Source organism: Pseudomonas sp. IT-P74, assembly GCF_949768175.1.
GTDB lineage: Bacteria > Pseudomonadota > Gammaproteobacteria > Pseudomonadales > Pseudomonadaceae > Aquipseudomonas.
In genome coordinates, this window is record NZ_CATKQD010000001.1 from 125,594 (window position 1) to 149,141 (window position 23,548).

The following is a 23,548-nucleotide window of genomic DNA, read 5'->3' on the forward strand; positions in this document are numbered from 1 at the left end:
GCGCGCCAGAAGATCAAGCGCAGGAAAAACTCCGGTGTTTATCCCTGGAAACGGGCGATGACCGCCTTGTAGTTTCCGTGCAGCGAATAGCCTCCCACCACGATGTGTCCATCGACTTGCGCGGCGACACAGGTGGCGCTATCCAGGCTGGGGCCGAGGCGGGTACGTGTATAGCCGCTGCCTTTACCAAAACGGCGATCGGGAAGGCCATTGGGCAGGCACCGCCCGAGAATGAAGTCTGCTTCGACGCCGCCGAGGGTGGCGCCCGCCGTGAGCACACTGCCATCGGGTTGTAACTGCGCGGCGGTCCACTGGCATCCGCTGTAACCGATTTCTCGCCGCTGGGGGTGTCCTCCGTTGCAATGACTGTCGGCTCGGCCGTTGCTGTGCAATTTGAATGTCAGGCAGTGCATCGGCTCGCGACTGCTGCCAAAACACAGGATTTCGCCTTCGTGTTGCTGGACCACCCGGCTGACCCGGGCGCCATGCCCTTGCGCCTTGAAGGTCACGAATCCATCCACGGCAAAACGGTCGTCGAGGCGCCCGTCCGGGTGATAGCGTGCCAGCAAGCCTTCCTCGGGAAAATTGATCGATCCACCGACCAGGATTCGGCCATCACGTTGCACCGTCAGGCTGCTGAGCCAGGTATTCATCAGCAGGTGCCTGACCATCACGAAACCGCGACCGTTGAACGAACAGTCCAGTGAGCCTTCGACATCCAGTCGTATCAACATACCGACGTGATCGGCCAGTTCGAAGTGATGGTTGGCCAGGATCAGGATTCGGCCGTCTTGCTGTACGGCCACATCGCAGGCTTCTGCGCCGGGCACACCGGGAGGCAGCAAGACATCGCGCATGCCCAGGGACAGACCACCAGGCAATCTCACGACACGGCGGCCATTATCGCCAAAGCCTTGCACCAGGCCGCCGTCCTGGTCCAGCAATGCCAGGGCCGGGAGTGTGCGGTGCGCGTTTTCGTATTGCAGGCCGGCCAACAGGATATTGCCGTCGGGCAGGATCAGGACCTTGGTGCCCATGGCTTCGAACCCCGGTTCGAATTGCCCGATGACACTGCCTTGTTTACCGAACGTCAGGTCTGCGCACCCATCCGCCAGCAAGCGGGCCACGCCAAAGCGGCTGCCATCGGGCATGCCGACTTTTGCGGCTACCAGCAAGCGACCTTGCGCATCGATTGCAACGTCATTGGCCAGGCTGAAAAGGCTGTCGGCGAAATAGACCTGGGTTTTGCCATTGGCGGCAAACGACGTGTCGAGGGCCCCGGCGTTGTTCCGGGTGGCGGAGTAGGCAATAGCGGACTGGCTTGGCATGCACCGCACCTCCTTGCGAGTCGTCCTGATCCAGAAGTTTGGGTGGCGACTTGATAAGGAGATTATTCAATCCCTGAATGGGAATATGCACAACTGCAAGAACTAACAGACGGAGGGTCGTTGTGTGCCACAACAGTGTCTTTTCGAACCAATGGCGAGCCTGCAAAGTATCAGGCGTATGCAAAGTTCGAATTAAGCAGTGTCAAGTAGTGCGTGCGGCCAGAAAAACTGCGAACTAAAGAAAGGAAAAGGGCGCGGATTACCCCGGAGTAATCCGCAAAACGATTAGTGCGGCATCGACCACGACTGAAGCGTGTAACCTTCCTCGCTCAATTCGGCGCGAGCCTGTTCCAGCAGCAGTTCGAGTTGCGCGGGATCGGAATAGGCGCTGCTGGGGATCTGCTTGCGGCCAATGCTGGTGCTGGTGCGGTCGATAACGGTCAGGCTGAGCTCGCCATTACCGTCTTGTGGAGCCCAGGCCACGCACTTGAATGGTTTAAATGCGCGGTCGGCAATCAGAAGTGCTTCGTTGATACGCAGCGGGGCGTTCATAGGGTCTTCTCTCTGTGTGCCCAATCAAGTGATGTGCCGAGGGTTGGGCTTACCGTTCGGCTGGTTACTTGTACTGATGCCCGCAACCGGGGGTTGGGTCACACACATTCAAAAGAAATTTCCACTTTATTTCACAGACCCAGGAATGAGCCTGACATTGAAAGCTGAGTGAAAGGAAAGAGTCGTTAGGTGACTAACATAATCGCAACTTATAACTGGTTTAATGGCGTCCCTATAGTCAAACAGTACAAGGCCCTGTCAAATTCTTGCTAATGTTACAGTCGGGTCTGCCAAATGACTGTTTTTAATAAAATTTCGTAAATTTGGCGCCAAGGAACAGTCATGAGCGATGTGCTTGCCTTACGACGTTTGTTAGTGGTTGACCCCTGTGACGATTGCTATCGCCTGCTCCCTGGATTGCGCGATATCGGTTGGGACGTTGACAGCTGCACGCTTGAGAACGCCATTGACCGGACCTGTGACGTAGGCTTGCTACGCTTGCAGCCCTCGCACCTTGAGCACCCGGAGGCCGTCAAAGAACTGATCAGCCGCAGCGGCACTGAGTGGATAGCCGTACTCAATCAGGAAGTGCTGCGGCTGCAAAATGTCGGCGACTTCGTCTGTGAGTGGTTTTTTGACTTTCATACCTTGCCATTCGACGTGCACCGGGTTCAGGTAACACTGGGCCGGGCGTTCGGCATGGCGCGGTTGCGCGGGCAGGGTACGGTCCATGTTGATCAGCCCGAGCACGAATTGCTGGGCGACAGCAAACCTGTCCGTGAGCTGCGAAAACTCTTGAGCAAACTGGCTCCGACCGAATCTCCGGTGTTGATTCGCGGTGAAAGCGGCACTGGCAAGGAGCTGGTCGCGCGAACCCTGCATCGCCTGTCCCAGCGTCACAGCAAACCCTTTATCGCGATCAATTGTGGGGCGATCCCTGAGCACTTGATCCAGTCCGAGCTGTTTGGCCATGAGAAAGGCGCATTTACCGGCGCGCACCAACGCAAGATCGGACGGATAGAGGCCGCCAACGGTGGCACTCTGTTTCTCGACGAGATCGGTGACCTTCCACTGGAGTTGCAAGCCAATCTGTTGCGCTTCCTCCAGGAAAAACACATCGAGCGGGTCGGCGGCAGTCAGTCGATTGAGGTGGATGTGCGGGTTCTGGCGGCGACGAACGTCGACCTGGAAGCCGCCATCGAGAAGAAACGCTTTCGCGAAGACCTGTATTACCGCTTGAACGTACTGCAAGTGGCGACCGTTCCGCTGCGCGAGCGACCTGGCGACCTGGCGGTGCTGGCCAACCACTTCTCCCATTTCTACAGCCATGAAACCGGGCGTCGCCCACGCAGTTTCAGCGACGACGCGTTGATTGCCATGGGCAAACACGACTGGCCAGGCAATGTGCGCGAGCTGGCCAACCGCGTCCGTCGTGGATTGGTGTTGGCCGAAGGCCGGCAGATCGAGGCCCGTGATCTGGGGTTGATCAGTCAGCATGCGATCGCCGCGCCGATGGGCACCCTCGAAGAATACAAGTCCCGGGCCGAACGCCAGGCGTTGTGCGATGTATTGAATCGCCACAGCGATAACCTGAGTGTCGCCGCCAAAGTGTTGGGTGTGTCGCGACCGACCTTCTACCGGTTGTTGCACAAGCACCAGATTCGCTGAGCTCCGGCCGCAAACCAAAAAACCGTTGCGATTGCAGCGGTTTTTTTGTTCGGGTCAGAAGTAGTAAGGGAGTTTCAGACTGAACTGGAAGTCCGGCGCATCGTCGGTCATGCCGATGGACAGGTTGGGCACGATGGTCAGGTTGTTGGTGGCCGCAATGGTCATGCCGATGTTGAAGTAACCGGCATTGGCATCGCTGGAAACCACCGATTGCCAGTCCCCGCCGTCTTCCTTGAGCTTGCTTTTGCGTTGCACCAGGTCAGAAACCGAGAACGACATGCTCATCTTTTCGTTCAGGGCGAACGCGATACCGGCGCCGATCTGGAAGCTGTCGCCAATGCGTACCTTGCCCGGTGTCTTGACCGCCGGGTTGGAGCTGATGTCGTCGAAAGATTCTTCCAGGTTGTGCGTGTAGGACAGGCTGCCGAACAGCACTGCCGGATCGAACGTCTTGACCAGCGAGATCCCCGGCGTAATCGACCAGACGCCGTTACCGGTAGGCAAGGACTCAGGCACGGCCAGGTTTGAGTTGTCGGCCACCCGAACCAGCTTGATACCGAACGGGTCTTTGCCGGTGGGCGCCTTGACGCGCAAGGTCACCACGGCATCCGGCGTGTTGACTGACTCGTCGAGGAATTTGTAGGCGATACCGAAGTTGACGTCGCCTATGGTCGGGTCTTGCGTGACGGAATCTTCGGTCGTGACGTTTGCGGCTCCGCTATTACCGCCACCGGACTGGTACGTGGACTCACGGTAGACCACCGGCACGTTCAGATCGAACTGCCAACGATTGTTGAAGTTGTAGCGGCCGGTGAGGTCAAGCGTCCAGGTGTCGGCCTTGATCCGGTCCAGGTTGATGGCGCCCAGGAAGATCGAGTCCAGGGCGAGAAATCCATTGAGGATCAGTTGGCGGGTATCGTACCGGGAGTAGGTTATCCCGGTTTCGACGCTGAACTTGCCACCGCCGAAGAACCCGCTGGCTTCGTCATACAGGTTCGAAACGCTTTGCGCCGGTTGCGAGTCACTGGCCAGCGATTGTCCATAAGAACTGCCGCTGCCCCCGGCGGCGACCCCTGGATTGCCTTTGAGATCCGCTGGCGATTTGGCCAGGCGCTTGGGTGGGGGCGAAGCGGGCTGCTCTTCGACCTGGCGAACTCGCTGCTCGAGCACCGCCAGGGCCTTTTGCTGGACTTCGTATCGTTGTTTCAACTCCAGAAGCTCTTGTTTGAGCGCCTCCAGTTCCGGGTCAGGTGCTGCGTGCAATATCGCTGCCGGGAGCAGAGCACTCAAGCATGCAACTGCACGCAGTGATACTGATCGGTACATGAAATAACCCGTCCATTTGTGCCCAATGGTCCAGAGTCAGCGTAGTTCAATACCCCATGGTCCGTAACGCAGCGAGTTGGTTGAGGTTGCACTCCAGTACACCCGCACTCGGGCCATTGTTGTTGAGCACCACGTTGAGTTGAGTCATGTTGTCCACAATATTGCTGCTGCCCAGCAACCGGGTGTTTTGCAGCAACCCGCCCTGGGCGACCTGTTGCAGGCTTGTGCCCTGGTTGTTGTTGGCGGTAATGGACATCTGAACACCGCCGCCGGTCGCGGATACGGCGACACTGCCTGCGGCATTGCTGCCGGTAATGGTTTGGCCGGCTATCAGCGCCTGGCCCTGGCTCGGCACCAGTGCAGGGGCCGTGCTGGCCTCCTTGACGTTGATGGCGATGTTGTTGTTTGCGCTGTTGCCATCGCCTGCTGCTCGTGTGACCTGGGTTATGCCCCGGGAAGTGTTCAGCGCATCGCCCCCCGACACGTGACCGCTGCCCGACTTGGGCGAACCGCCATGACCGGATTGCTTGATGGTTGAAACATAGAACTGGGGTTTGACCGTTTCGGCTTGAAGCTGCATCGAGGTGGACGCTCCGATCAGGTCACCACTGGCATTGCGCCAGGTACTGCTCATGACAACACCGAAGCTGATGACCCGCCCCGGCATCACATACCGGCCACGCAATTCGGCCAGTTCATCGTCCTTGAGTTCGATGGGTCTGAACTCTTCAGCAAAACCTGAAGTGTTCGCTGCCAGAAAGGCAGCGACCACCCAATACGAGGTTTTCATTTGCTGCTCCCGGAGCATCCAGCCCCCTGTCATCTTGTTGGCGATTAAAAGAAGTCGCTCTGTATGAAACCAAAATCCATCAATTCAGCATCTTTGACCGGGTTGAAGTTATCCATCTTGTTCTTGGCAGTCAGCGGTTCCGGTGGACTGCGTAACGCATTGGTTTTGTCGTAACCGGGACCGACGATAGCGAAAATAATGCCATTCCAGCCTTTGACAAAATCATCATGGGCGTAGCGTTTGTGTCCGAGTACCGGGTCGCCGATATAGACCCAGTTCTTGTCCGCCCGCTGTAGCACCACAAAATGCTTGTAGCCGCGAATTTCCATCAGCACCACCACTGGAATCGTCACGGCTTCGAGTCTTTCCGGCGGGATCCTGTAGCCCCGGGCGCGCATGCCGATGCGTTCTATGTAGCGCTTCATGTCCAGCATGGAAAAACCCTGGGTACGCACAAGGTCCTGGTCTGCGGTGACCAGCATGCCTTTGATGATGTGTTCCTCATCGACGTCCAGCCAATAGGCCTGGCGCAATATCGTTGCCAGCGCAGCGGCGCCGCAGCTGAAATCGGTTTTTTGTTCGACGATGTCGCTGAACTTGCGCTCGCGCAAACTCTGTACGTGCTTGTACACCAGTACGCCACCGGGCAGGGCGGCAACCGGCATCTGTGCAGCCTGGGTCAGGCCAGACAGGCAGAGCAGGGCGAAAAGGACAGTCTTACGCATGATCGATACGCCTTGGGACAGTGGAAAAAAACCGTCGCCGGAGCTTCCATTGCAATCGCGGTTACTGACAAGACCTGCAGCCCGCGGCGATGGACAGCGAGTTGCTTTGCTGGTTGCCCACGCCAGACGATACGTTGGCTCCGCCGTTGCCGGAGAAGTTGTTCATCGAACCCGTTATCGAAGCATTGTTGGTTACAGGGGGTTTCCAGCCCTCTGGCGTCATCACCTGTTGAGTGGTTACGCCCGCCAGACCGAGTACACCCACGGTGACTAAATCAGTCGGGGTGCTGTCGTCATGCCTGGCGTTGTTGGTGACGTTCAACCCGGACGTACTTTGGTTGGCCGCCGCCGCCGCTTCTGCTACACGTCCGCCTGAAACGGCAATCGCCAGGTTGTTTTTCTGTTGGTTGAAGTCGCCGGTGGTCACGTTGATGCCGATGTTGCCGGAACCGCTGTTGCCTGCGTTGTTGAGCGTTGTGTTGTTGGTGTTGGAGTGGTTACTGGCGGTGTTGCCGGCGCTCTTCTGAGACGCGCTGGAGACGGCGACCGCGGTGCCGAAGATGAAGCTTTCGTCAGCCGTGGCAAGGGCGGCGGCGTTGTCTTGCTGGTTGCCGTTACCGGCTGCAACGTTGGCGCCCATGTTGCCGTTGGAGTTGTTCAGGGAGTCATCGATTCCAGCTTCGTTCCTGGTGTCCCGATTCAATACGCTGCTGCCGCTGCTTTTCTGCGAATCCAGCACGGCGGCCCCGGCACCTGCTGTTATCCGCATGATTTGTTCCAGCGTCGGGCCTTTGGGCTGATGGTTGTTGCCTTGTCCATTGCCCTGCTCGTGATCTTCAAGACCGCCGGCTTGTGCTGCGAATGCCATCACAGCTGCCAGAGCGAAAGCCAGAGGTTTGAGAGCCGTTGTCGGGTTCATGGTGTTTCTCCGTGCTCATTTGTCTGTCAAGTGTTGGTACTTCCCTGATCGCACTGTATCGGGGGTCAGTCAGCGACCCGGATGCTCAGGGTATTAGCCATTCGGTTCCCCACTCCGGCACTTTGGTTCAGCTGGATCACTCCCCGGCTGCCGGTAAAGGCCTGGTCGCTTGTCACGACCTGGCGACTGCCGTGTGGGGTGCCAGTTGTTCCGGAGTTCGGTAGCAACGCCACGTTCTGTTGAGAAAGCGCACTATCGTCAATGGCTTGCGGTGCAGCGCTGATGCTGACGCGCATGGCGTTGGCCATCTGGTTGTTCGCCCCCACGCCCTGGTTGACGCCCAGTACGCCGTTGCCATTACTGAAGGAGGAGCCGCCGATAGTGGCCGTCGCATCCATGGACGGATTGGCGGGCGTGGTGATGTTCTGCTGGACACTGGTGGTCGCCCCGGCCTGTGTACCCATGGCGATCGCGCGGACGTTCGCCTGCTGTTGTCGATCGCCAGCCGCCTGGTTGACGTTGAAGTTGCCCCGGTATTGAGTACCGGAATCCTGGAGGGTGGCGTTGTTCACCGAACTGACGACCGAATCCGCCATTACGCTGGTACAACCGAACAGGGCCAGTAGCAGCAGGGATCGACTCATCTCATTGGCCTCCCGCCATTCTGCCCAGTGAGCCGAGGCCGCTGCTCATGGCGCGGTTGATGGTTCCGGAAATCGCGCTGCCACTGCCACCGCCGTGGCCGACGGACATGCCGGGCAAACCGTTGGGGTTGGTGACGACGTTGAGGCCTTGCATGCCACCCGGGCTTTGACCGTTGTTGTGGCGAAGGGCCGTTCCGGTGGTGACCCCGGCGATGTCGGCATCGCTGAGTTCGCCGGTGACGCGGGTCGATGGGTTGGCATTGACGGTGTTCGGGTTCGGATCTCTGCCGCCGCTGCGACCGATAGGGGTTGAGTGAATGGTGCGATCAAGCACGATGACGCCGTTGCCTTCGGCGTGAACGTCGAAACTGAAAAGCGTGCCCGCAACGCTTGCGATCAGCAGCAGGCACGTCAAGACTCTCTTGTTGAGTATCCCCACGATGCTCTTTCCTTCTCATGTGGGCTGGCTCTGGTCGGCTGTGTGAAGGAGAGAGCGAAAGCTGTGCCGGTTTTTGAATGTCGTGTTGATTCAACGGCTTATGGATGTTGGCCGGATACCTTCTGTCGAGGATGTTTCAGCACTGAGACAAAAAACTTCGCAGGCAGCACGAAAATACAGATAAACCGCTCTGGAACAAGGGTTTCAGGGGCGCTGTATCAATGACTTAACAAATCCGATGATCAGGCGGTGCAGGGCGCTGAAATGGGCGGTTTGAGGCAGAGAGGGTGTTTCAGGATCGGACACTTTCCCCCCCGGGACAAGGGGGGCGGGGGAATTGCCCCAAATGCCGGTCAGGCGCCGAGCAATCGGGTCACGGCGTGCAGCGCCTGGAATCGGCGTTCTGCCCAATCTCCGTGCAGTACCTGAACCGGTTGTGCATGGCGCTCGAGCCAGGCCAGGGTCTGGTCGAAAAATGCCTGGCGCTCACTCAATCGGGGCTGGCAACGTTGGCCGTCATCCGTCCATTCGACGTGTTCCGGCGACAGCAGCAAGTGCAAGTCGTAATGCCGGGCCAGTAGCGCTTGTTCGATCCAGGCGGGGCAGTCGCCAAACAGGGTCTGGCTCCAGAGGATATTGCTTAGCAGGTGCGTGTCGAGGATGAGCAGAGACGGTTGTTGCGCCCGCGCTTCGTCCTCCCATGCCAATTGACCGCTGGCGATGTCCGGAATGTCGGCCAAGGTGGTGTCCCGCGGATTCTGCTCGATGAACCAGCGCACATGCTCGTCGACCAGAACCCCGCCGAAACACTGTTGCAACTCGGCCGCCAGCCAGCTTTTACCGGCGGATTCCGGGCCTGTGAGTACCAGGACTTTCATGCGCGCAACGCCGGGTCGGCGCGCCATTCGCGCCAGCCCTGCACGGCGATGACCGCGAACAACCCGTACAGCGTGGCGGTCAGGTACAGGCCTTTATAGAGGAACAACCCGACGAAAATCACATCGAGAGTGATCCACAGCGGCCAGCATTGGAGCCGTTTTTGCGCCATCCAGACTTGCGCCACCAGGCTGAATCCGGTCAGCGCCGCATCGAGCCAGGGTTGCGCGGCGTCGGTCCAGTGGGCCATGGCCGCTCCCAGCAACAGGCTGCCGAGTGCGCCAATAGCGAGGCTCAACGCCATGGAGCGGGTATCGAGCCGACTGACTTCGCGGCCATGGGTCGTTTCACCCACCCGTGTCCATTGCCACCAGCCGTAAAGCTGCAAGGCGGCATAGACGACTTGCAGCAACATGTCCGAATACAGCTTCACCTCAAAAAAGATCCAGCTATAGAGCAGCACCATGACCAGGCCGATGGGCCAGCACCAGGGGTTCTGTTTGACTGTCAGCCAGACGGCAATGACACCGAGGGCGGCGGCAAACAGTTCAAGCCCGGACATGGAGGCTCCTTGGGAAAATCGAAAAGGGGGCCGATTGTAACCGGATTGGGGTCGGGAATCCCCTGGCGCAGAGTGTGCTTCATTGGCGCGCGATAACGCGGCAGCACCAATCGGACTTGTCTGATAGGATTTCGGCCCCGCACGGATAAGCCCGGATCAGGATTGTTTTTTTCACAGGATTTTGACGGTTCTGTGGTGATCCTTGATGCGCGGGGAATCAGCTACGCTGATCGCATTTCAAGCTTTTGAAAAATACTGACGGGGCATGCCGGCGGGCATAGCCTTTTGGGGGATTGATGGATTTTTGGACCGCCTTTCAGGCATTGATTCTTGGGGTTGTAGAAGGGCTGACAGAATTCCTGCCCATTTCCAGTACCGGCCACCAGATCATCGTGGCCGACTTGCTCGGCTTCGGGGGCGAGCGGGCAATGGCGTTCAACATCATTATCCAGTTGGGTGCCATCCTGGCGGTGGTATGGGAGTTTCGACGCAAGATCTTCGACGTGGTCATCGGCCTGCCGACCCAGCCGGGCGCTCGGCGGTTTACCGCGAACCTGTTGATCGCGTTCTTGCCGGCCGTGGTGTTGGGCGTGATCTTCGCCGACTTGATCCACGAATACCTGTTCAATCCGATCACCGTGGCATCGGCGCTGGTCGTGGGCGGGTTCATCATGTTGTGGGCCGAGCGCCGTCAGCACGAAGTCCACGCTGAAACGGTGGACGACATCACCTGGAAAGATGCCCTGAAAGTCGGCTTCGCCCAATGCCTGGCCATGATTCCGGGCACTTCCCGTTCGGGCTCGACGATCATTGGCGGGTTGCTGTTCGGCCTGTCGCGCAAGACCGCTACCGAGTTTTCTTTTTTCCTGGCGATGCCGACCATGGTCGGCGCGGCGGTGTACTCGGGCTATAAATACCGTCACCTGTTTGTCCCGTCTGATTTCCCGGTGTTCGCGGTCGGCTTCGTTACGGCGTTCGTCTTCGCGATGATCGCGGTCCGCGGGCTGCTCAAGTTCATCGCCAACCACAGCTATGCGGCATTTGCCTGGTATCGCATTGTGTTCGGCCTGATCATCCTGGCGACCTGGCAATTGGGCTGGGTCGACTGGAGCGCGGTCAAGCCGTGAGCGACTCAAGCTCGCGCAATAACCCCGGGCGCCAGCCCGGGGGACAGACTCGCCATCCACGGCTGAAGTGGCTGGTGTTCGCAATCCTGTGCGCGTTGCCGCTGTCGGGTTCGGTGTCGTCATGGCTGCACGGGGTGTCGCTGATTCCCCTGGCGGCCTATGGCATCGTCAGCGTCGTGACGTTTTTTCTGTACTGGAGCGACAAACGCAAGGCCCGCGCCGAGCAATGGCGGACGCCGGAGAATGTCTTGCATGCGCTGGAGCTCGCCGGCGGCTGGCCCGGTGCCTTGCTGGCGCAGCAAGCGTTCCGGCACAAAACCCGCAAAGTCTCCTACCAGTTGGTGTTCTGGATCATCGTGCTGATGCACCAGGTGTTCTGGATCGATCACCTGTTCCTCGGTGCACACCTGTTCGCCTTGTTCTGATAAAGAACGCCCTAGAGCAACAGACCGACTTGAGTGCGCTTAGGCAGTTTGCTCACCACCAACTGGTGGGAACGCTGCAGCAAGCCCTGTAGTTCTTCGCTACCGAGCGGGTAGGGCGTTTCCATGATGATCCACTGGGCGCGCGCCAGATAAGGCGCCGGATGAATTCCCGGGCGGTCGCAATGCCCCAGAAACAGATCCTTGTCGACCTTGAAGGCCAGGGAATTACCTCGCAGGCCCTGCAAGGCGAACATCTTGTTCCCGGCAATCGAAAATACCCGTACGCCTCCCCATTTATAGTCTTCCCGCGCTCCGGGCAGGGTAAGGCAGAATTTCGCGACATCCTCTTCGCTCATCCGTGCGGCTTTCATAACAATCGTTCCCCACAGGCATTGAATGACTCGACCAGATGGTCAATCCAGGCGCGTACCGCCGGCATGACCCCGCGCCGATGAGGATAGACCGCTTGCAGCCAGCCACCGGGCAACGACCAGTCGGGCAACAACTGCACCAGTGAGCCGTTCTCCAGTTCCTGCTCGCAATACATCATGGGCAGCATCGTAAAGCCCAGGCCGGAGAGGGTGCTGGCCTTGCGCACGATAAAGTCATCGATGCCCAGCCGGGCCTCGAGCGCGAGTTCACAACTTTTGCCTTTTTGATCCAGCAGGCGGATGTGCACCATGCGGTCGGCTTCCAGGGCGCCGAGCACCGGCAGGCTTTTCAGATCCTCGGGATGGTTGATCTCACGGCCAACGAGAAAGCCGGGACTGGCGACCATCAGCATCTGCGCCTGACGCAGGCGGCGAGTGACCAGCAGCGGATCTTCGTCGCCCAGTTCCCGCACGCGCAGGGCCACGTCGATGCCTTCGTTCACCAGATCGACCCGCCGGTTGAGCAACATCACCTCCAGCTGGACTTGCGGAAAGCGTTCCAGAAAGTCGCTGATCACCCCCGGCAATATTTCATGGGCCAGCCCTACGGGGCAGGACACCCGCAAGCGTCCGCGGGGCTCGCTGGACATGCTGGCCACGGCCTCGTCGGCCATTTCCGCCTCCAGCAGCATCGCCTGGCAGTGCCTGAGGTAGCGCTCACCGACGGCAGTCAGCTTCAGTTGTCGGGTGGTGCGTTGCAGCAGACGTGCGCCAAGGCGCTCTTCCAGCTCGGCGATGCGCCGTGACAATCGGGACTTGGGAATGCCCAGCAAACGCCCGGCTGCCGCGAATCCCCCGGCTTCCACGACTTTGGCAAAGTAATACAGGTCATTGAGGTCTTGCATGATGTGAATCCGATTGTTCTATCTGTGGGACGAACTATCGCATTGTTGCCGTCTAATCAGCTATTGGTTTCGTCTGTAGGATTAGTCCCATCAGATCGCCCTTGTGGGCGATCCTCACTTGGAGATCCCACATGAAACTGCTGCATATCGATTCGAGCATCCTGGGCGACAACTCGGCTTCCCGTCAGTTGAGCGGTGAAGTCGTCAAAGCCTGGCAAGCCGCCGAGCCAACCGCCGTGGTGACCTACCGCGACCTGGCCGCCGACGCCATCAGCCACTTTTCCTCCACCACCCTGGTCGCCGCCGGCACCACCGCTGAACTGCGCAACGCCGCGCAACAGCACGAAGCCGAACTGAGCGCCTCGACCCTGGCCGAATTCCTGGCTGCCGATGCCGTGGTGATTGCCGCACCGATGTACAACTTCACCATCCCGACTCAACTCAAAGCCTGGATCGACCGCATTGCGGTGGCCGGCCAGACCTTCCGTTACACCGAAGCCGGCCCTGAAGGCCTGTGCGGTGGCAAGAAAGTCGTTATCGTTTCGACCTCCGGCGGCATGCACGCCGGTCAGGCAACCGGTGTTGCCCACGAAGAGTACTTGAAGTTGCTGTTCGGCTTCATCGGCATCACCGACATTGAAATCGTGCGCGCCGAGGGCCTGGCTTACGGTGACGATGTGCGCAACAAAGCCATGAGCGCTGCCCACGCACAGATCAGCGAGCAGTTGTTCGCCGCCGCGTAAGGCTTTCGTAAAACTTGGCAACCGTTCAGGTAAAGCCCAAAAAACTCTGTATTCTGGTTACGCAAGTACCAGGTGCGGAGTTTTTTGTTTCTGGTAGTTTCAGATTGTGGCCCGACTTATGCTATCCAGGGTGTACGTCTCAAGTCCGGTAACAAGGTGGGGCATCCATGATGCGTCTTTGTGCAGCTTTACTGATTTGCCTGCTCAGCAGCCTGAATACAGTGCACGCCGCGCCTGCACCACATCCTCACTGGAGCGCCGGCTTCCATGAGATGACTTTCCTCGACCCGCTGGACTTGCAGCCGATGCGCGCCATCGCCTTCTATCCTTCCAGTGATCGGGAACACACCAGCAAGCTCGAGGGTTACACCGTCGAAGCGGGGGAGGACACCAAGGTCGCCATCGGCCGGTTCCCGATGCTGATGCTGTCCCACGGAAACACCGGCACCCCGTTGGCCCTGCACGACCTTGCCACGTCACTGGCGCGCAAAGGTTTTGTCGTGGTGGCGGTGATTCACCCCGGTGACAACTCCAAAGACCACAGCCGACTCGGTACGTTGAGTAACCTGTACGGCCGGCCGATCCAGATTTCCGAAGCCATTACCGCGACCTTGGGCGACCGTATGCTGTCGCCGTTCGTCAATGCCGAGCAGGTGGGGGTCATCGGTTACTCGGCCGGTGGCGAGACTGCATTGATTCTGTCCGGCGCGACCCCGGACCTGGATCGCCTGCGCCGTTACTGCCAGGAGCGCCCGGACGATCGCGATGCCTGCAACACCCAGGGCGAATTGATTGTCGACCGCGACGATCTGCAACCAGTGGCCGACCCTCGCGTTCACGCCTTGATGCTGATGGCGCCGTTGAGCCTGAAGTTCGGCCGCCATACCCTGGCCGATGTGCATGTGCCGGTACTGCTTTACAGCGGCGATGGCGACAAGCTGGTGGCTGTCGACAAGAACGCCGCGGCACTGGCGCGCAAACTGCCGACCGCGCCTGACTTCAAGCTGCTGGCCGGGGCAGGGCACTTCGTGTTCATGGCGCCGTGCAATGACGAGCAGATCGTGATCATGCCCGCGCTGTGCACCGATGCCGATGGCGTCGACCGGCAAGACATTCACCGCAATCTGATCTCTGAAGCCGGAAGATTTTTCTCGCGCACCCTGGGCAGGCCGACCCGGGCCGGAATGCAGACGGCTGATCAATAATAGGCGCTTCAGCCCTTGTGGGAGCGAGCCTGCTCGCGATGAGGCCTTCTGATCCAGCATTGCAATCGCCTGACACACTGTAATCGCGAGCAGGCTCGCTCCCACAAGTGACTACACCAAGGCTTACGTCATCGCGCGGCGCTTGAGCAGCAACGTCAGCCCTAGCCCCGTCACCGACAACAACGCCGCACTGAAGAAAATCCACACATAACCCAGGTTCAACGCCACTGCGCCCATCAACGGGCCGGCAATGGCCAGCGCCAGATCGAAAAACACCGCATAGGCACTCAGGCCCGCGCCCCGGCTGGAGTTGGGCACCTGTTTGATGGCCTCGACACCCAGCGCCGGATACACCAGAGACAGGCCGAATCCGGTCAGGCCGGCACCAATGAGCGCATACCCGGTTGAAGGTGCCAGCCACAGCAGCACCAGGCCAACGGTCTCAATGCACATGCACGCGATGGCCGAGGTGAAGCCGCCAAAACGGCTGATGGCGGAAATGAACAGCAGCCGCGACAGTATGAAACACACGCCAAACATCGTCAGGCAGTAGGCCGCGCCGGTCCAGCCGCGGTTGACGTAATACAGGGTGATGAAGGTCGTCAGGGTGCCGTAGCCAATGGACGCCAGACTCAGGCTCGCGCCAAACGGCGCAATGCGCCCGAACACCGCCAAAAACGGCAAACGTTCACCGCGCACCACCGGCACCGAGGGCTTGTTGCGAATCAGCACCAGAGCAGCCAGGGCCAGCAACGACAGGGCGATGCCCAGGCTGGCGAAGCCGAGTTGTTGCACCATCACCACGCCCAGCGGTGCACCGATGGCAATCGCCCCATAGGACGCGATGCCGTTCCAGGAAATCGACCGCGCGGTATGCTCAGCGCCGACCTGGCCCATGCACCAACTGATGGTGCCGACGCCGATCAACCCTTGGGCGATCCCCAGCAACAGGCGCCCGGCGATCAGGATCAGCAGGCTGATCAAGGGAAAGCCCTGCAACAGGGTCGACAGCCAGGTCAGCGCGCCACTGAGCACAATCCCCGACAAGCCATAGATGATTGCGCGCTTGGTGCCGACGCTGTCCGACATCCGCCCGGCCATGGGTCGGCTGAGCAGGGTGGCGAGGTATTGCGAGCCGATGGTCAGCCCGGCGACGACCGCACTGAACCCGAGTTGTTCGTGGACATAACCCGGCAATACCGCGATCGGCAGTCCGATGCAGAGGAACGCAATAAAGGTATAGAAAACGATGGAGACGATCTGCAGGGTGATCGCCATGGAGCTTTGCGGAGGCACTTGCTGCACAGACATGAGGGCTCGTTCGCGGGCGGCGGTGGGAGACCTGCATCATGGCGCGGCGTTGCAATAAAAGAAAGCAGGCTAACGGTTTTGCTCGTCAGTGCCCTTGAGTCAGCCATCGCGAGCAGGCTCGCTCCCACATTTTGAAATGCATTCCCCTGTGGGAGCGAGCCTGCTCGCGATGATTTATGCACCAACAAGAAACCTTGGCCCGGAATGCAAAAAGCCCCGTCACCAGGACAGGGCTTTTCACTTGAAGCTTGCAGCTAAACGCTTGTAGCTACCTTTAGAACACCACACCCTGGCTACGCAGGTAGTCGTCGTAGGTGCCGCTGAAGTCGGTCACACCGTTAGGGCTCAACTCGATGATGCGGGTGGCCAGGGACGATACGAACTCACGGTCGTGGCTGACGAAGATCAGCGTGCCCGGGTAGTTTTCCAGCGCCAGGTTCAGCGCTTCGATCGATTCCATGTCCAGGTGGTTGGTCGGTTCGTCCATCACCAGTACGTTCGGCTTTTGCAGGATCAGCTTGCCGAACAGCATGCGGCCTTGCTCACCACCGGAGATGACCTTGACCGACTTGAGGATCTCGTCGTTGGAGAACAGCATCCGGCCCAGGGTGCCACGGATAATCTGCTCGCCCTGAGTCCACTGGCCCATCCAGTCGAACAGGCTGACGTCATCTTCGAAGTCATGGGCGTGGTCCTGGGCGTAGTAACCCAGTTCCGCGCTTTCGGTCCACTTCACGGAACCGGCGTCCGGGGTCAGCTCGCCCATCAGGGTGCGCAGCAGGGTGGTCTTGCCGATACCGTTCGGGCCGATGATCGCCAGGCGCTCGCCGGCTTCGACGGTGAAGCTGAAGTTCTTGAACAGGGTCTTGCCGTCGAAGCCCTTGGACATCTGCTCGATGGTCACGGCCTGGCGGTGCAGCTTCTTGGTCTGTTCGAAACGGATGAACGGGCTCACGCGGCTCGATGGCTTGACTTCGGCCAGCTGGATCTTGTCGATCTGTTTGGCGCGGGAGGTGGCCTGCTTGGCTTTCGAGGCGTTGGCCGAGAAGCGGCTGACGAACGTCTGCAGTTCGGAAATCTGGGCTTTCTTCTTGGCGTTGTCCGACAGCAACTGCTCGCGGGACTGGGTGGCCGCTGTCATGTACTCGTCATAGTTGCCCGGGAACAGGCGCAACTCACCGTAGTCCAGGTCAGCCATGTGGGTGCAGACGCTGTTGAGGAAGTGACGGTCGTGGGAAATGATAATCATGGTGCTGTTACGCGCCTTGAGAATGGTTTCCAGCCAGCGAATGGTGTTGATGTCCAGGTGGTTGGTCGGCTCGTCGAGCAGCAGTACTTCCGGATCGGAGAACAGCGCCTGGGCCAGCAATACCCGCAGTTTCCAGCCTGGAGCCACTTCGGACATCGGGCCGAAATGCTGTTCCAGGGGAATACCCAGGCCCAGCAGCAGTTCGCCGGCGCGGGATTCGGCGGTGTAGCCGTCCATCTCGGCGAATTCGGTTTCCAGCTCGGCCACGGCCATGCCGTCTTCTTCGCTCATTTCCGGCAGCGAATAGATGCGGTCGCGCTCGGCCTTGACCTTCCACAGCTCTTCGTGACCCATGATCACGGTGTCGATCACGGTGAACTCTTCGTAGGCGAACTGGTCCTGACGCAATTTACCCAGGCGCACGTTCGGCTCCAGCATGACCTGGCCGCCGGACGGCTCAAGGTCGTCGCCGAGAATCTTCATGAAGGTCGACTTGCCGCAACCGTTGGCGCCGATCAGGCCGTAACGGTTGCCACCGTTGAACTTGACCGAAACGTTTTCGAAGAGCGGCTTGGCGCCGAACTGCATCGTGATGTTAGCTGTAGAAATCAAAGGTTTTTCCTGCGAAGCATTCAGAGTAGCCAGGGGTTGTGGCAGTACCGGTTCAGTATTCGTTTCCACTGTTGGAACCACGAGACATTCATCCCGATCGGCAGTGGAAGATCCATCTGGCATTAAGTGGACAGCGGCATGTGGCGCGCCTGGCCCGGGGCAACGTGGGCTGAAAGGGGAATTTCCCGCTTTCAACCCGGGGGCGCGTAAAGTTTGGCGGCAATTGTACTGGTCTGGCTCTTTAAACGATAGGGCGATGAGGCCTCTGCAACGCTTTGGCGGTCTTTGCGGACACATTTTCACAGTTGCAGGTTAACTATTGGTTACAAACTGTGGCTAAAATGCCATCCATCAGCTGAACGTCGACCATCGGAGTGGCTAGATGGCACTACTGACCGCTGAATCATTTTCAGACGCTGCACAAGCCCCTGGACCGTTGACCGGCAGGGTGGAGCAGTTTGTTCACTTCTGATGTGTGACGATTCCGTGAAACTGATCATTGCCGCTATCTACGTTGTCTCCATTGCGTATGTCCACCTGCGTGGCCGAGTGCGCCACAAGCTGGGGCGTCAGTTGAGTGATCACTCGACGTTTCTGGCGCCGATCAACTGCTTTCTTTATCTGTTTTCGAAAATCCCCAACAAACCGTATCTCGATCCGGCTGACTTTCCCGACCTGAGCCCGCTGCAGGCGCATTGGGAAGAAATTCGTGCCGAAGGCCAGAACTTGCTTCACGCCGGCGAGATCAAGCGTTCGAACCAGTACGACGACGTCGGTTTCAACTCGTTCTTCAAGACTGGCTGGAAGCGCTTCTATCTCAAGTGGTACGGCGATAGCCACCCGTCGGCCATGAAGCTCTGCCCGCGCACCACCGAACTGGTGCAGGGCATTGGCTCGATCAAGGCGGCGATGTTCGCCGAGTTGCCACCGGGCTCCAGACTGGTGCGCCACCGCGACCCGTATGCCGGTTCGTATCGTTATCACCTCGGACTGGACACACCCAACGCTGAAGGTTGCTACATCAATGTCGACGGCCAGAACTATCATTGGCGCGATGGCGAGGCGGTGATGTTCGATGAGACTTACATTCATTACGCCGAGAACACCACGCCACACAATCGCATCATCCTGTTTTGCGACGTCGAGCGGCCGATGAAGTACCGGTGGGCAGCGGCATTCAATCGCTGGTTCAGCCGCACTGTCATGTCGGCGGCCGGTGCACCGAACGAGGATGGAGACCACACCGGCGGGCTCAACCGACTGTTCAGCAAGGTCTACAAAGTTCGTCTGCGCGCCAAGGAACTGAAAAAACGCAACCGCAAGCTTTACTACTTCCAAAAGTGGTCGATCTTTGCCGGGTTGCTGGCGGTCTTCATTCTGATCTGATTTTTTCGGTGCCGCGTACCATGGCTTCGCGAGCCTGTTCGCGAAGAGGCTGGGACATCCAGCGGATCACTTGCTGACTTTTTTCCTGGCAACCGGTTTGCTGGCCGTCTTTGGCCTGGTCGCTGCTTTACCGCTACCGAGACTGCGCTTGAGCAGTTCGGTCAGGTCAATGACATCCGCCGTTTTGCGTTCCTCTTCACCAAAAGCGGTTTCGACGTCTTCGATCCTGCCTTCACGCGCCTTCTTGTCCACCAGGGCCATGATCTTGTCCTCAAAGCCGTCCCGATAGTCATCCGGCGTCCACTCGGCACTCATGTCCTCCACCAGGCGCCTGGCCATGTCCCGTTCGCCCTTGGCCAATTCAGGCCTGGTCACGTCGCTGCCCAGCGCCAATTCATCGAGACTTCGCACCTCGGCCGGCCAGCGCAGCATGACCAGGACCAGTGCCGATTCCAGTGGCATCAATGCAGCCAGATGCTGGCGGGTATGCAAGACCACGCGGGCGAGGGCGACCTTGCCGGTTTTGCTCAGGGTTTCGCGCAGCAGTGCATAGACTTTGCCGCCACGCTTGTCGGGTGCCAGGTAGTAAGGCGTGTCGATGTTCTGCAAGGGAATCTGCTTGCCGTCGACAAAGGAAAAAATGTCGATGGTCTGGGTCGAGAGCGGATGAGCGGAACGGATTTCCTCTTCACTGAGCACCACGTACCGGCCTTTTTCGTATTGCACGCCCTTGACGATGTGCTCCCTGGTGACTTCCTTGCCTGTGACCTTGTTGACACGCTTATAGCCCACCGGGTCCATGCTGCGGCTGTCGAGCCAGTCGAAATCGACGCCTCGGGAGGACGTTGCCGAGACCAGCGCCACAGGGATGTGCACCAGTCCGAAGCTGATTGCGCCTTTCCAGATTGCCCGTGCCATGGTGGTCTACTCGTGAGTGATGTTCAGGTGACCGGCGGCTTTGGGTAAAAGTTTCTGTGATCAGCGCACCGGTTTCCTGGCCGGATCAACCTGGTGCCGCATCGTGCCGGAGAGTTTTTGGTTAACAAATCCGAACCTCGGGCGTAGCGTGGTATCGAAGTCCTTATCCACGCGGATGCAGGGAGGTACCCCATGAACCGATACGTGTTTGGCGCCATTGCACTGGCCTTGAGTGGCGTACTGGGCTCCTTGGTCCAGGCCGACGTCTCTGCTTCGTTGCAGTTGACCCAGAATCTACCGGGCAGCACCAACAACAACCCTTACAACAGTCCGATTCACCGAGCCAATCCCAACAGCATGCAAGGCACTCAACCCAGTGCCCCAACCATACGCGGACCCAATACCGTGCCGGTCCCGCGCCCGCCGACGCTGGACAACGGTGGCATCGGCAATCGCTACCCCGACCGGACAGCGCCCGCCGGCCCGCCGAAATTCATTACCAACCCGCCCCCTAGAGACACCGGTTCCAGCAACCGTTGAGTGGCAGGCATGACGACTGGCCGCTACTTTTCAGCAAGCCTCATTTTCGTCGGAAAAGGAATCCTGCATGTTGCGTAAAAACTTTTTGGCAACCCTCTGTGCCAGCGTATTGATCAGCGCCACTGCCCCTGCGCCGGCCCAGACGATGAAAAGCGAAGACGGCACCCTTGAAGTCACCCCCATCGTGACGGGATTGGAACACCCCTGGGCCCTGGCATTCTTGCCGGACAGCAAAAACATGCTGGTGACCGAACGACCCGGCAACCTGCGGCTGGTGACCGCCGACGGCAAACTGTCGGCACCGCTCAATGGGGTACCCAGGGTCTGGGCGAAGGGGCAGGGTGGATTGCTCGACGTGGCGCTGTCGCCGGATTTCAGGCAGGACCGGATGGTCTATCTGTCCTATGCCGAAGGTGACGATAAAGGAGACAAGGCCGGCACTGCGGTGGGCCGTGGCCGGCTCTCCGACGATATGACGGCGCTCAAGGATTTCCAGGTGATCCTGCGTCAGGAACCCAAACTCTCGGTCGGCAACCATTTTGGCTCGCGGCTGGTGTTTGATCGCGACGGCTATCTGTTCGTGACCCTGGGGGAAAACAACGACCGTCCGACCGCCCAGGACCTCGACAAGCTGCAAGGTAAAGTGGTGCGAATCTACCCGGATGGCACGGTGCCCAAGGACAACCCCTTTTTCGGCCAGGCCAACGTGCGCCCGGAGATCTGGTCCTACGGGCAGCGCAACCCGCAAGGCGCGGCGCTCAACCCGTGGAACGGCACGTTGTGGGAAAACGAACACGGCCCTCTGGGCGGCGATGAAGTCAACATCATCGAGCGCGGCAAGAATTACGGCTGGCCGCTGGCGACCCATGGCATCAACTACTCCGGTCAACCGATTCCCGAAGCCAAGGGTGAGACCGTCGAAGGCACCGTCGCCCCGAACCACGTCTGGGAAAAATCCCCGGGCCTGAGTGGCATGGCGTTCTACGATGCCGATCGTTTCAAAGTCTGGCAGCGCAACGTGTTTATCGGCGCATTGGTCAGCCAGGAACTGATCCGCCTGGAGTTCGATGGCGACAAGGTGATACACGAAGAGCGCTTGCTCGGGGATATGAAAAAACGCGTCCGCGATGTGCGGCAGGGGCCGGACGGCTATTTGTATGTTTTGACCGATGAGGAGAACGGCGGGTTGTACAAGGTGGGTTTGAAGTAGTCAATCGTTGCTGCGGTCTGCAGCCGTCGTGGCGGCTGCAGCGCGGGTATTCGGGTCAGATCTGCCGAGTCGCGGCAACGGGTCTCTTTCGATCCTGAAACCCGCGTACCACCAGATAGAACAATGGCCCAATCGAAACAAACACTGCTGTGATCAGGAGAGCGACCACCGCAAACATTGACTTGCCATTGACTTGCCGAGCGCGCCGCGTTGAGTGGCGCCCCGGCATGATGCCGGGTTATTCCTGCACGGCTTTCTCGACCTTGGTCGACGCCGACCAGATTCGGTAGCGCACTTCGATGTCCTTGGGTACGTACAGCACGAGCGGCAGTTTGCTGTTGTAACGCAGCAGGAAGCCGTCACCGACCACCGGTACAAAACCCTGTTTGCTGGTGCCGGCCGGGCAAGCCATCAGCGTGCTCATCGGGCCAATGACTTTTTCCAGGCGGTAGAACGGGTAGCCCCAACCCTCGAGGTTCTTCTCCTCGAGAATGCCGCCCAGACGCGGGTTATTGCAGTCTACGGTCATCGTCTTGCCGGCCAGGATCTCGACCTGCAAGTCGTTTTCCCGGGTCTGTGGTGCGAGGTGGATCACTTGGCGGGTAAACCCGCTTTCTGCCTTCGGATAGGGTGCGGTGTCTTCGAGTTTGGCGGCGTGCGCCACGCCGGCAAGCCCCAGTGTGACCAGCGCCGTGCAAGCGTTAACGGTCAAAGAATTCATGATGCCTCCTTGCTTGAAGTGAAGGGCGGCATTTTCACTGTCGTGTACAGCGAATGCAAATCCGGGATGCCCAGTGTGCAAATTGCAGGGTCGCCAGGGTCTATAATTGCAAATTGCATGACAGGCTTTACAGGTAACTCGCCGGACCCTTGAATTAACGATGAACTGCACAACGAAGTTCACGGCATGTTTTATGCTGTAGCTGTCCTTGAAGCTTGCCGGGATTTCAAATGAGCGAGCATTGATCGTCGGCAGTTTAATAAAGGAGGGAGTCGCCATGTTTCTTTCTGCCTTGGAAATTCGCAATATCATCGAAAGCAGTTTTCTGCCCAAGCGCTGCCAGTGCACCCTTTCACCGGATCTGTCGATGACCGTCAAGGTCTATGCAGACGGGCAAACCGATCAGCTCGATCTATTGGTCACTGGCATCGATGCCTCTGGACTCAATGGTTGCCGGGAAATAAACGAATTGATTGCCCAACTGCGTTCCAGACAACCTCACGTCGAGGTCGAACCGCACTCTATGCAGGGCAAAGCACTCTAGCCTGCTGTTTCGGGTTCCAGGGACACGCGCCGGGTCTGGAAGAACGCCAGGCCCAGCGCCAGTTCAAACCCCACCGCCAGCAAAATCCCCGGCCCGACATGGCCACTGATCCATTCGGCAAAACCCAGCACGGCCAATCCCCAGCTGCCGACGACGAAGCCGAGGCTCAGCGCATTGCGGGTCGCACAGGGGGGCGCGTTGCGAACCAGAAAAGAGAACACGCTCAACGCCCCAAACAGCACGGCGGTGCGTCGCGCGACCAATCCCACCGCGAATGAAAACTCAATGTCCCAGAACGACAACAACCATTGCGGTGTCAGGCCCCAGACCAGGCTCAGCACCAGACATATGGCGGCGGTAAACATCGACAACGTGCGAAACGACAACTGCATGGCCAATCCTTGCGGGCAGAGAGGGAGGCGCTAGAGCATAGCGCCGCAACCCTCAAAGGA

The 23,548-nt window shown here is 59.0% G+C and carries 26 protein-coding genes; 9 read left to right on the forward strand and 17 right to left on the reverse strand.

The window, feature by feature from the left end:
* Nucleotides 1–38: 38 nt before the first annotated feature.
* Nucleotides 39–1,328, reverse strand: coding sequence for a hypothetical protein (locus tag ACM6J5_RS00605; RefSeq protein WP_095945619.1), 1,290 nt, complete (start codon nucleotides 1,326–1,328; stop codon nucleotides 39–41).
* 285 nt (nucleotides 1,329–1,613) lie between these two features.
* Nucleotides 1,614–1,880 (reverse strand): hypothetical protein, encoded by a 267-nt coding sequence (locus ACM6J5_RS00610; RefSeq protein ID WP_007970062.1) that lies wholly within the window; start codon nucleotides 1,878–1,880, stop codon nucleotides 1,614–1,616.
* A gap of 342 nt (nucleotides 1,881–2,222) precedes the next feature.
* Between ACM6J5_RS00610 and ACM6J5_RS00615 the strand changes: the two genes are divergently transcribed.
* The gene (locus ACM6J5_RS00615; protein ID WP_414927575.1) at nucleotides 2,223–3,548 is read left to right on the forward strand and encodes a sigma 54-interacting transcriptional regulator; all 1,326 of its coding nucleotides are present in this window, start codon (nucleotides 2,223–2,225) and stop codon (nucleotides 3,546–3,548) included.
* A 54-nt stretch (nucleotides 3,549–3,602) separates the two neighbouring features.
* Here the strand turns inward: ACM6J5_RS00615 and ACM6J5_RS00620 are convergent, their stop codons facing one another.
* From ACM6J5_RS00620 to pnuC, 8 genes are all read right to left on the reverse strand, one after another.
* Nucleotides 3,603–4,874: a transporter gene (locus ACM6J5_RS00620; protein WP_095945621.1), complete on the reverse strand. Its 1,272-nt coding sequence runs from the start codon at nucleotides 4,872–4,874 to the stop codon at nucleotides 3,603–3,605.
* A 46-nt stretch (nucleotides 4,875–4,920) separates the two neighbouring features.
* Nucleotides 4,921–5,682: a hypothetical protein gene (locus ACM6J5_RS00625; RefSeq protein ID WP_095945622.1), complete on the reverse strand. Its 762-nt coding sequence runs from the start codon at nucleotides 5,680–5,682 to the stop codon at nucleotides 4,921–4,923.
* Between the two features lie 26 nt (nucleotides 5,683–5,708).
* On the reverse strand, nucleotides 5,709–6,389 hold the full coding sequence (locus ACM6J5_RS00630) for a C39 family peptidase (RefSeq protein WP_095945623.1): 681 nt from the start codon (nucleotides 6,387–6,389) through the stop codon (nucleotides 5,709–5,711).
* Between the two features lie 61 nt (nucleotides 6,390–6,450).
* Nucleotides 6,451–7,308: a heme utilization protein gene (locus ACM6J5_RS00635; protein ID WP_095945624.1), complete on the reverse strand. Its 858-nt coding sequence runs from the start codon at nucleotides 7,306–7,308 to the stop codon at nucleotides 6,451–6,453.
* A gap of 65 nt (nucleotides 7,309–7,373) precedes the next feature.
* A complete protein-coding gene (locus ACM6J5_RS00640; RefSeq protein ID WP_095945625.1) occupies nucleotides 7,374–7,952 on the reverse strand; it encodes an adhesin in 579 nt (192 codons plus the stop codon).
* A gap of 1 nt (nucleotide 7,953) precedes the next feature.
* On the reverse strand, nucleotides 7,954–8,391 hold the full coding sequence (locus ACM6J5_RS00645; protein ID WP_095945626.1) for a hypothetical protein: 438 nt from the start codon (nucleotides 8,389–8,391) through the stop codon (nucleotides 7,954–7,956).
* A gap of 353 nt (nucleotides 8,392–8,744) precedes the next feature.
* Nucleotides 8,745–9,269 carry an AAA family ATPase gene (locus ACM6J5_RS00650; protein ID WP_414927576.1) on the reverse strand — a complete coding sequence of 175 codons (525 nt, stop codon included), beginning with the start codon at nucleotides 9,267–9,269 and terminating at the stop codon, nucleotides 8,745–8,747.
* Complete coding sequence (gene pnuC, locus ACM6J5_RS00655) at nucleotides 9,266–9,829, reverse strand: nicotinamide riboside transporter PnuC (RefSeq protein WP_095945628.1); 564 nt, start codon at nucleotides 9,827–9,829, stop codon at nucleotides 9,266–9,268. The genes ACM6J5_RS00650 and pnuC overlap by 4 nt, the downstream gene beginning before the upstream one ends.
* A gap of 296 nt (nucleotides 9,830–10,125) precedes the next feature.
* Between pnuC and ACM6J5_RS00660 the strand changes: the two genes are divergently transcribed.
* Together ACM6J5_RS00660 and ACM6J5_RS00665 are read left to right on the forward strand one after the other, a co-directional pair.
* A complete protein-coding gene (locus tag ACM6J5_RS00660; RefSeq protein ID WP_095945629.1) occupies nucleotides 10,126–10,956 on the forward strand; it encodes an undecaprenyl-diphosphate phosphatase in 831 nt (276 codons plus the stop codon).
* The gene (locus tag ACM6J5_RS00665) at nucleotides 10,953–11,381 is read left to right on the forward strand and encodes a DUF1294 domain-containing protein (protein WP_095945630.1); all 429 of its coding nucleotides are present in this window, start codon (nucleotides 10,953–10,955) and stop codon (nucleotides 11,379–11,381) included. The genes ACM6J5_RS00660 and ACM6J5_RS00665 overlap by 4 nt, the downstream gene beginning before the upstream one ends.
* Nucleotides 11,382–11,392: 11 nt before the next feature.
* Here the strand turns inward: ACM6J5_RS00665 and ACM6J5_RS00670 are convergent, their stop codons facing one another.
* Both ACM6J5_RS00670 and ACM6J5_RS00675 read right to left on the reverse strand, forming a co-directional pair.
* Nucleotides 11,393–11,752, reverse strand: a complete 360-nt coding sequence (locus ACM6J5_RS00670; protein ID WP_095945631.1) for an MmcQ/YjbR family DNA-binding protein — start codon at nucleotides 11,750–11,752, stop codon at nucleotides 11,393–11,395.
* Nucleotides 11,749–12,657, reverse strand: a complete 909-nt coding sequence (locus tag ACM6J5_RS00675; protein ID WP_095945632.1) for a LysR substrate-binding domain-containing protein — start codon at nucleotides 12,655–12,657, stop codon at nucleotides 11,749–11,751. The genes ACM6J5_RS00670 and ACM6J5_RS00675 overlap by 4 nt, the downstream gene beginning before the upstream one ends.
* 131 nt (nucleotides 12,658–12,788) lie before the next feature.
* Between ACM6J5_RS00675 and ACM6J5_RS00680 the strand changes: the two genes are divergently transcribed.
* Nucleotides 12,789–13,400 (forward strand): FMN-dependent NADH-azoreductase, encoded by a 612-nt coding sequence (locus ACM6J5_RS00680; protein WP_095945633.1) that lies wholly within the window; start codon nucleotides 12,789–12,791, stop codon nucleotides 13,398–13,400.
* A gap of 167 nt (nucleotides 13,401–13,567) precedes the next feature.
* Nucleotides 13,568–14,605 (forward strand): alpha/beta hydrolase family protein, encoded by a 1,038-nt coding sequence (locus tag ACM6J5_RS00685; protein ID WP_095945634.1) that lies wholly within the window; start codon nucleotides 13,568–13,570, stop codon nucleotides 14,603–14,605.
* Nucleotides 14,606–14,728: 123 nt separating this feature from the next.
* Here the strand turns inward: ACM6J5_RS00685 and ACM6J5_RS00690 are convergent, their stop codons facing one another.
* Both ACM6J5_RS00690 and ACM6J5_RS00695 read right to left on the reverse strand, forming a co-directional pair.
* On the reverse strand, nucleotides 14,729–15,916 hold the full coding sequence (locus ACM6J5_RS00690) for an MFS transporter (RefSeq protein WP_095945635.1): 1,188 nt from the start codon (nucleotides 15,914–15,916) through the stop codon (nucleotides 14,729–14,731).
* Nucleotides 15,917–16,190: 274 nt separating this feature from the next.
* Nucleotides 16,191–17,777: an ABC-F family ATPase gene (locus tag ACM6J5_RS00695; RefSeq protein ID WP_008053703.1), complete on the reverse strand. Its 1,587-nt coding sequence runs from the start codon at nucleotides 17,775–17,777 to the stop codon at nucleotides 16,191–16,193.
* A 486-nt stretch (nucleotides 17,778–18,263) separates the two neighbouring features.
* Here ACM6J5_RS00695 and lpxO point away from each other — a divergent pair, with 486 nt between their 5' ends.
* Entirely contained in the window at nucleotides 18,264–19,163 is a 900-nt protein-coding gene (lpxO, locus tag ACM6J5_RS00700) for a lipid A hydroxylase LpxO (protein ID WP_095945648.1), read from the forward strand.
* A 66-nt stretch (nucleotides 19,164–19,229) separates the two neighbouring features.
* Here the strand turns inward: lpxO and ACM6J5_RS00705 are convergent, their stop codons facing one another.
* Nucleotides 19,230–20,081 carry a Ku protein gene (locus ACM6J5_RS00705; protein WP_095945636.1) on the reverse strand — a complete coding sequence of 284 codons (852 nt, stop codon included), beginning with the start codon at nucleotides 20,079–20,081 and terminating at the stop codon, nucleotides 19,230–19,232.
* 192 nt (nucleotides 20,082–20,273) lie between these two features.
* Between ACM6J5_RS00705 and ACM6J5_RS00710 the strand changes: the two genes are divergently transcribed.
* Both ACM6J5_RS00710 and ACM6J5_RS00715 read left to right on the forward strand, forming a co-directional pair.
* On the forward strand, nucleotides 20,274–20,621 hold the full coding sequence (locus ACM6J5_RS00710) for a hypothetical protein (protein WP_095945637.1): 348 nt from the start codon (nucleotides 20,274–20,276) through the stop codon (nucleotides 20,619–20,621).
* A gap of 67 nt (nucleotides 20,622–20,688) precedes the next feature.
* The gene (locus ACM6J5_RS00715) at nucleotides 20,689–21,831 is read left to right on the forward strand and encodes a PQQ-dependent sugar dehydrogenase (protein WP_150672461.1); all 1,143 of its coding nucleotides are present in this window, start codon (nucleotides 20,689–20,691) and stop codon (nucleotides 21,829–21,831) included.
* A gap of 238 nt (nucleotides 21,832–22,069) precedes the next feature.
* Here the strand turns inward: ACM6J5_RS00715 and eco are convergent, their stop codons facing one another.
* The gene (eco, locus tag ACM6J5_RS00720) at nucleotides 22,070–22,552 is read right to left on the reverse strand and encodes a serine protease inhibitor ecotin (RefSeq protein ID WP_095945639.1); all 483 of its coding nucleotides are present in this window, start codon (nucleotides 22,550–22,552) and stop codon (nucleotides 22,070–22,072) included.
* 277 nt (nucleotides 22,553–22,829) lie between these two features.
* Here eco and ACM6J5_RS00725 point away from each other — a divergent pair, with 277 nt between their 5' ends.
* Nucleotides 22,830–23,096, forward strand: a complete 267-nt coding sequence (locus ACM6J5_RS00725; protein WP_095945640.1) for a DUF1652 domain-containing protein — start codon at nucleotides 22,830–22,832, stop codon at nucleotides 23,094–23,096.
* On the opposite strand, the gene ACM6J5_RS00730 is transcribed toward ACM6J5_RS00725, so the two are convergent.
* Nucleotides 23,093–23,488 carry a hypothetical protein gene (locus tag ACM6J5_RS00730; protein ID WP_095945641.1) on the reverse strand — a complete coding sequence of 132 codons (396 nt, stop codon included), beginning with the start codon at nucleotides 23,486–23,488 and terminating at the stop codon, nucleotides 23,093–23,095. The genes ACM6J5_RS00725 and ACM6J5_RS00730 overlap by 4 nt on opposite strands.
* Between the last annotated feature and the right edge of the window lie 60 nt (nucleotides 23,489–23,548).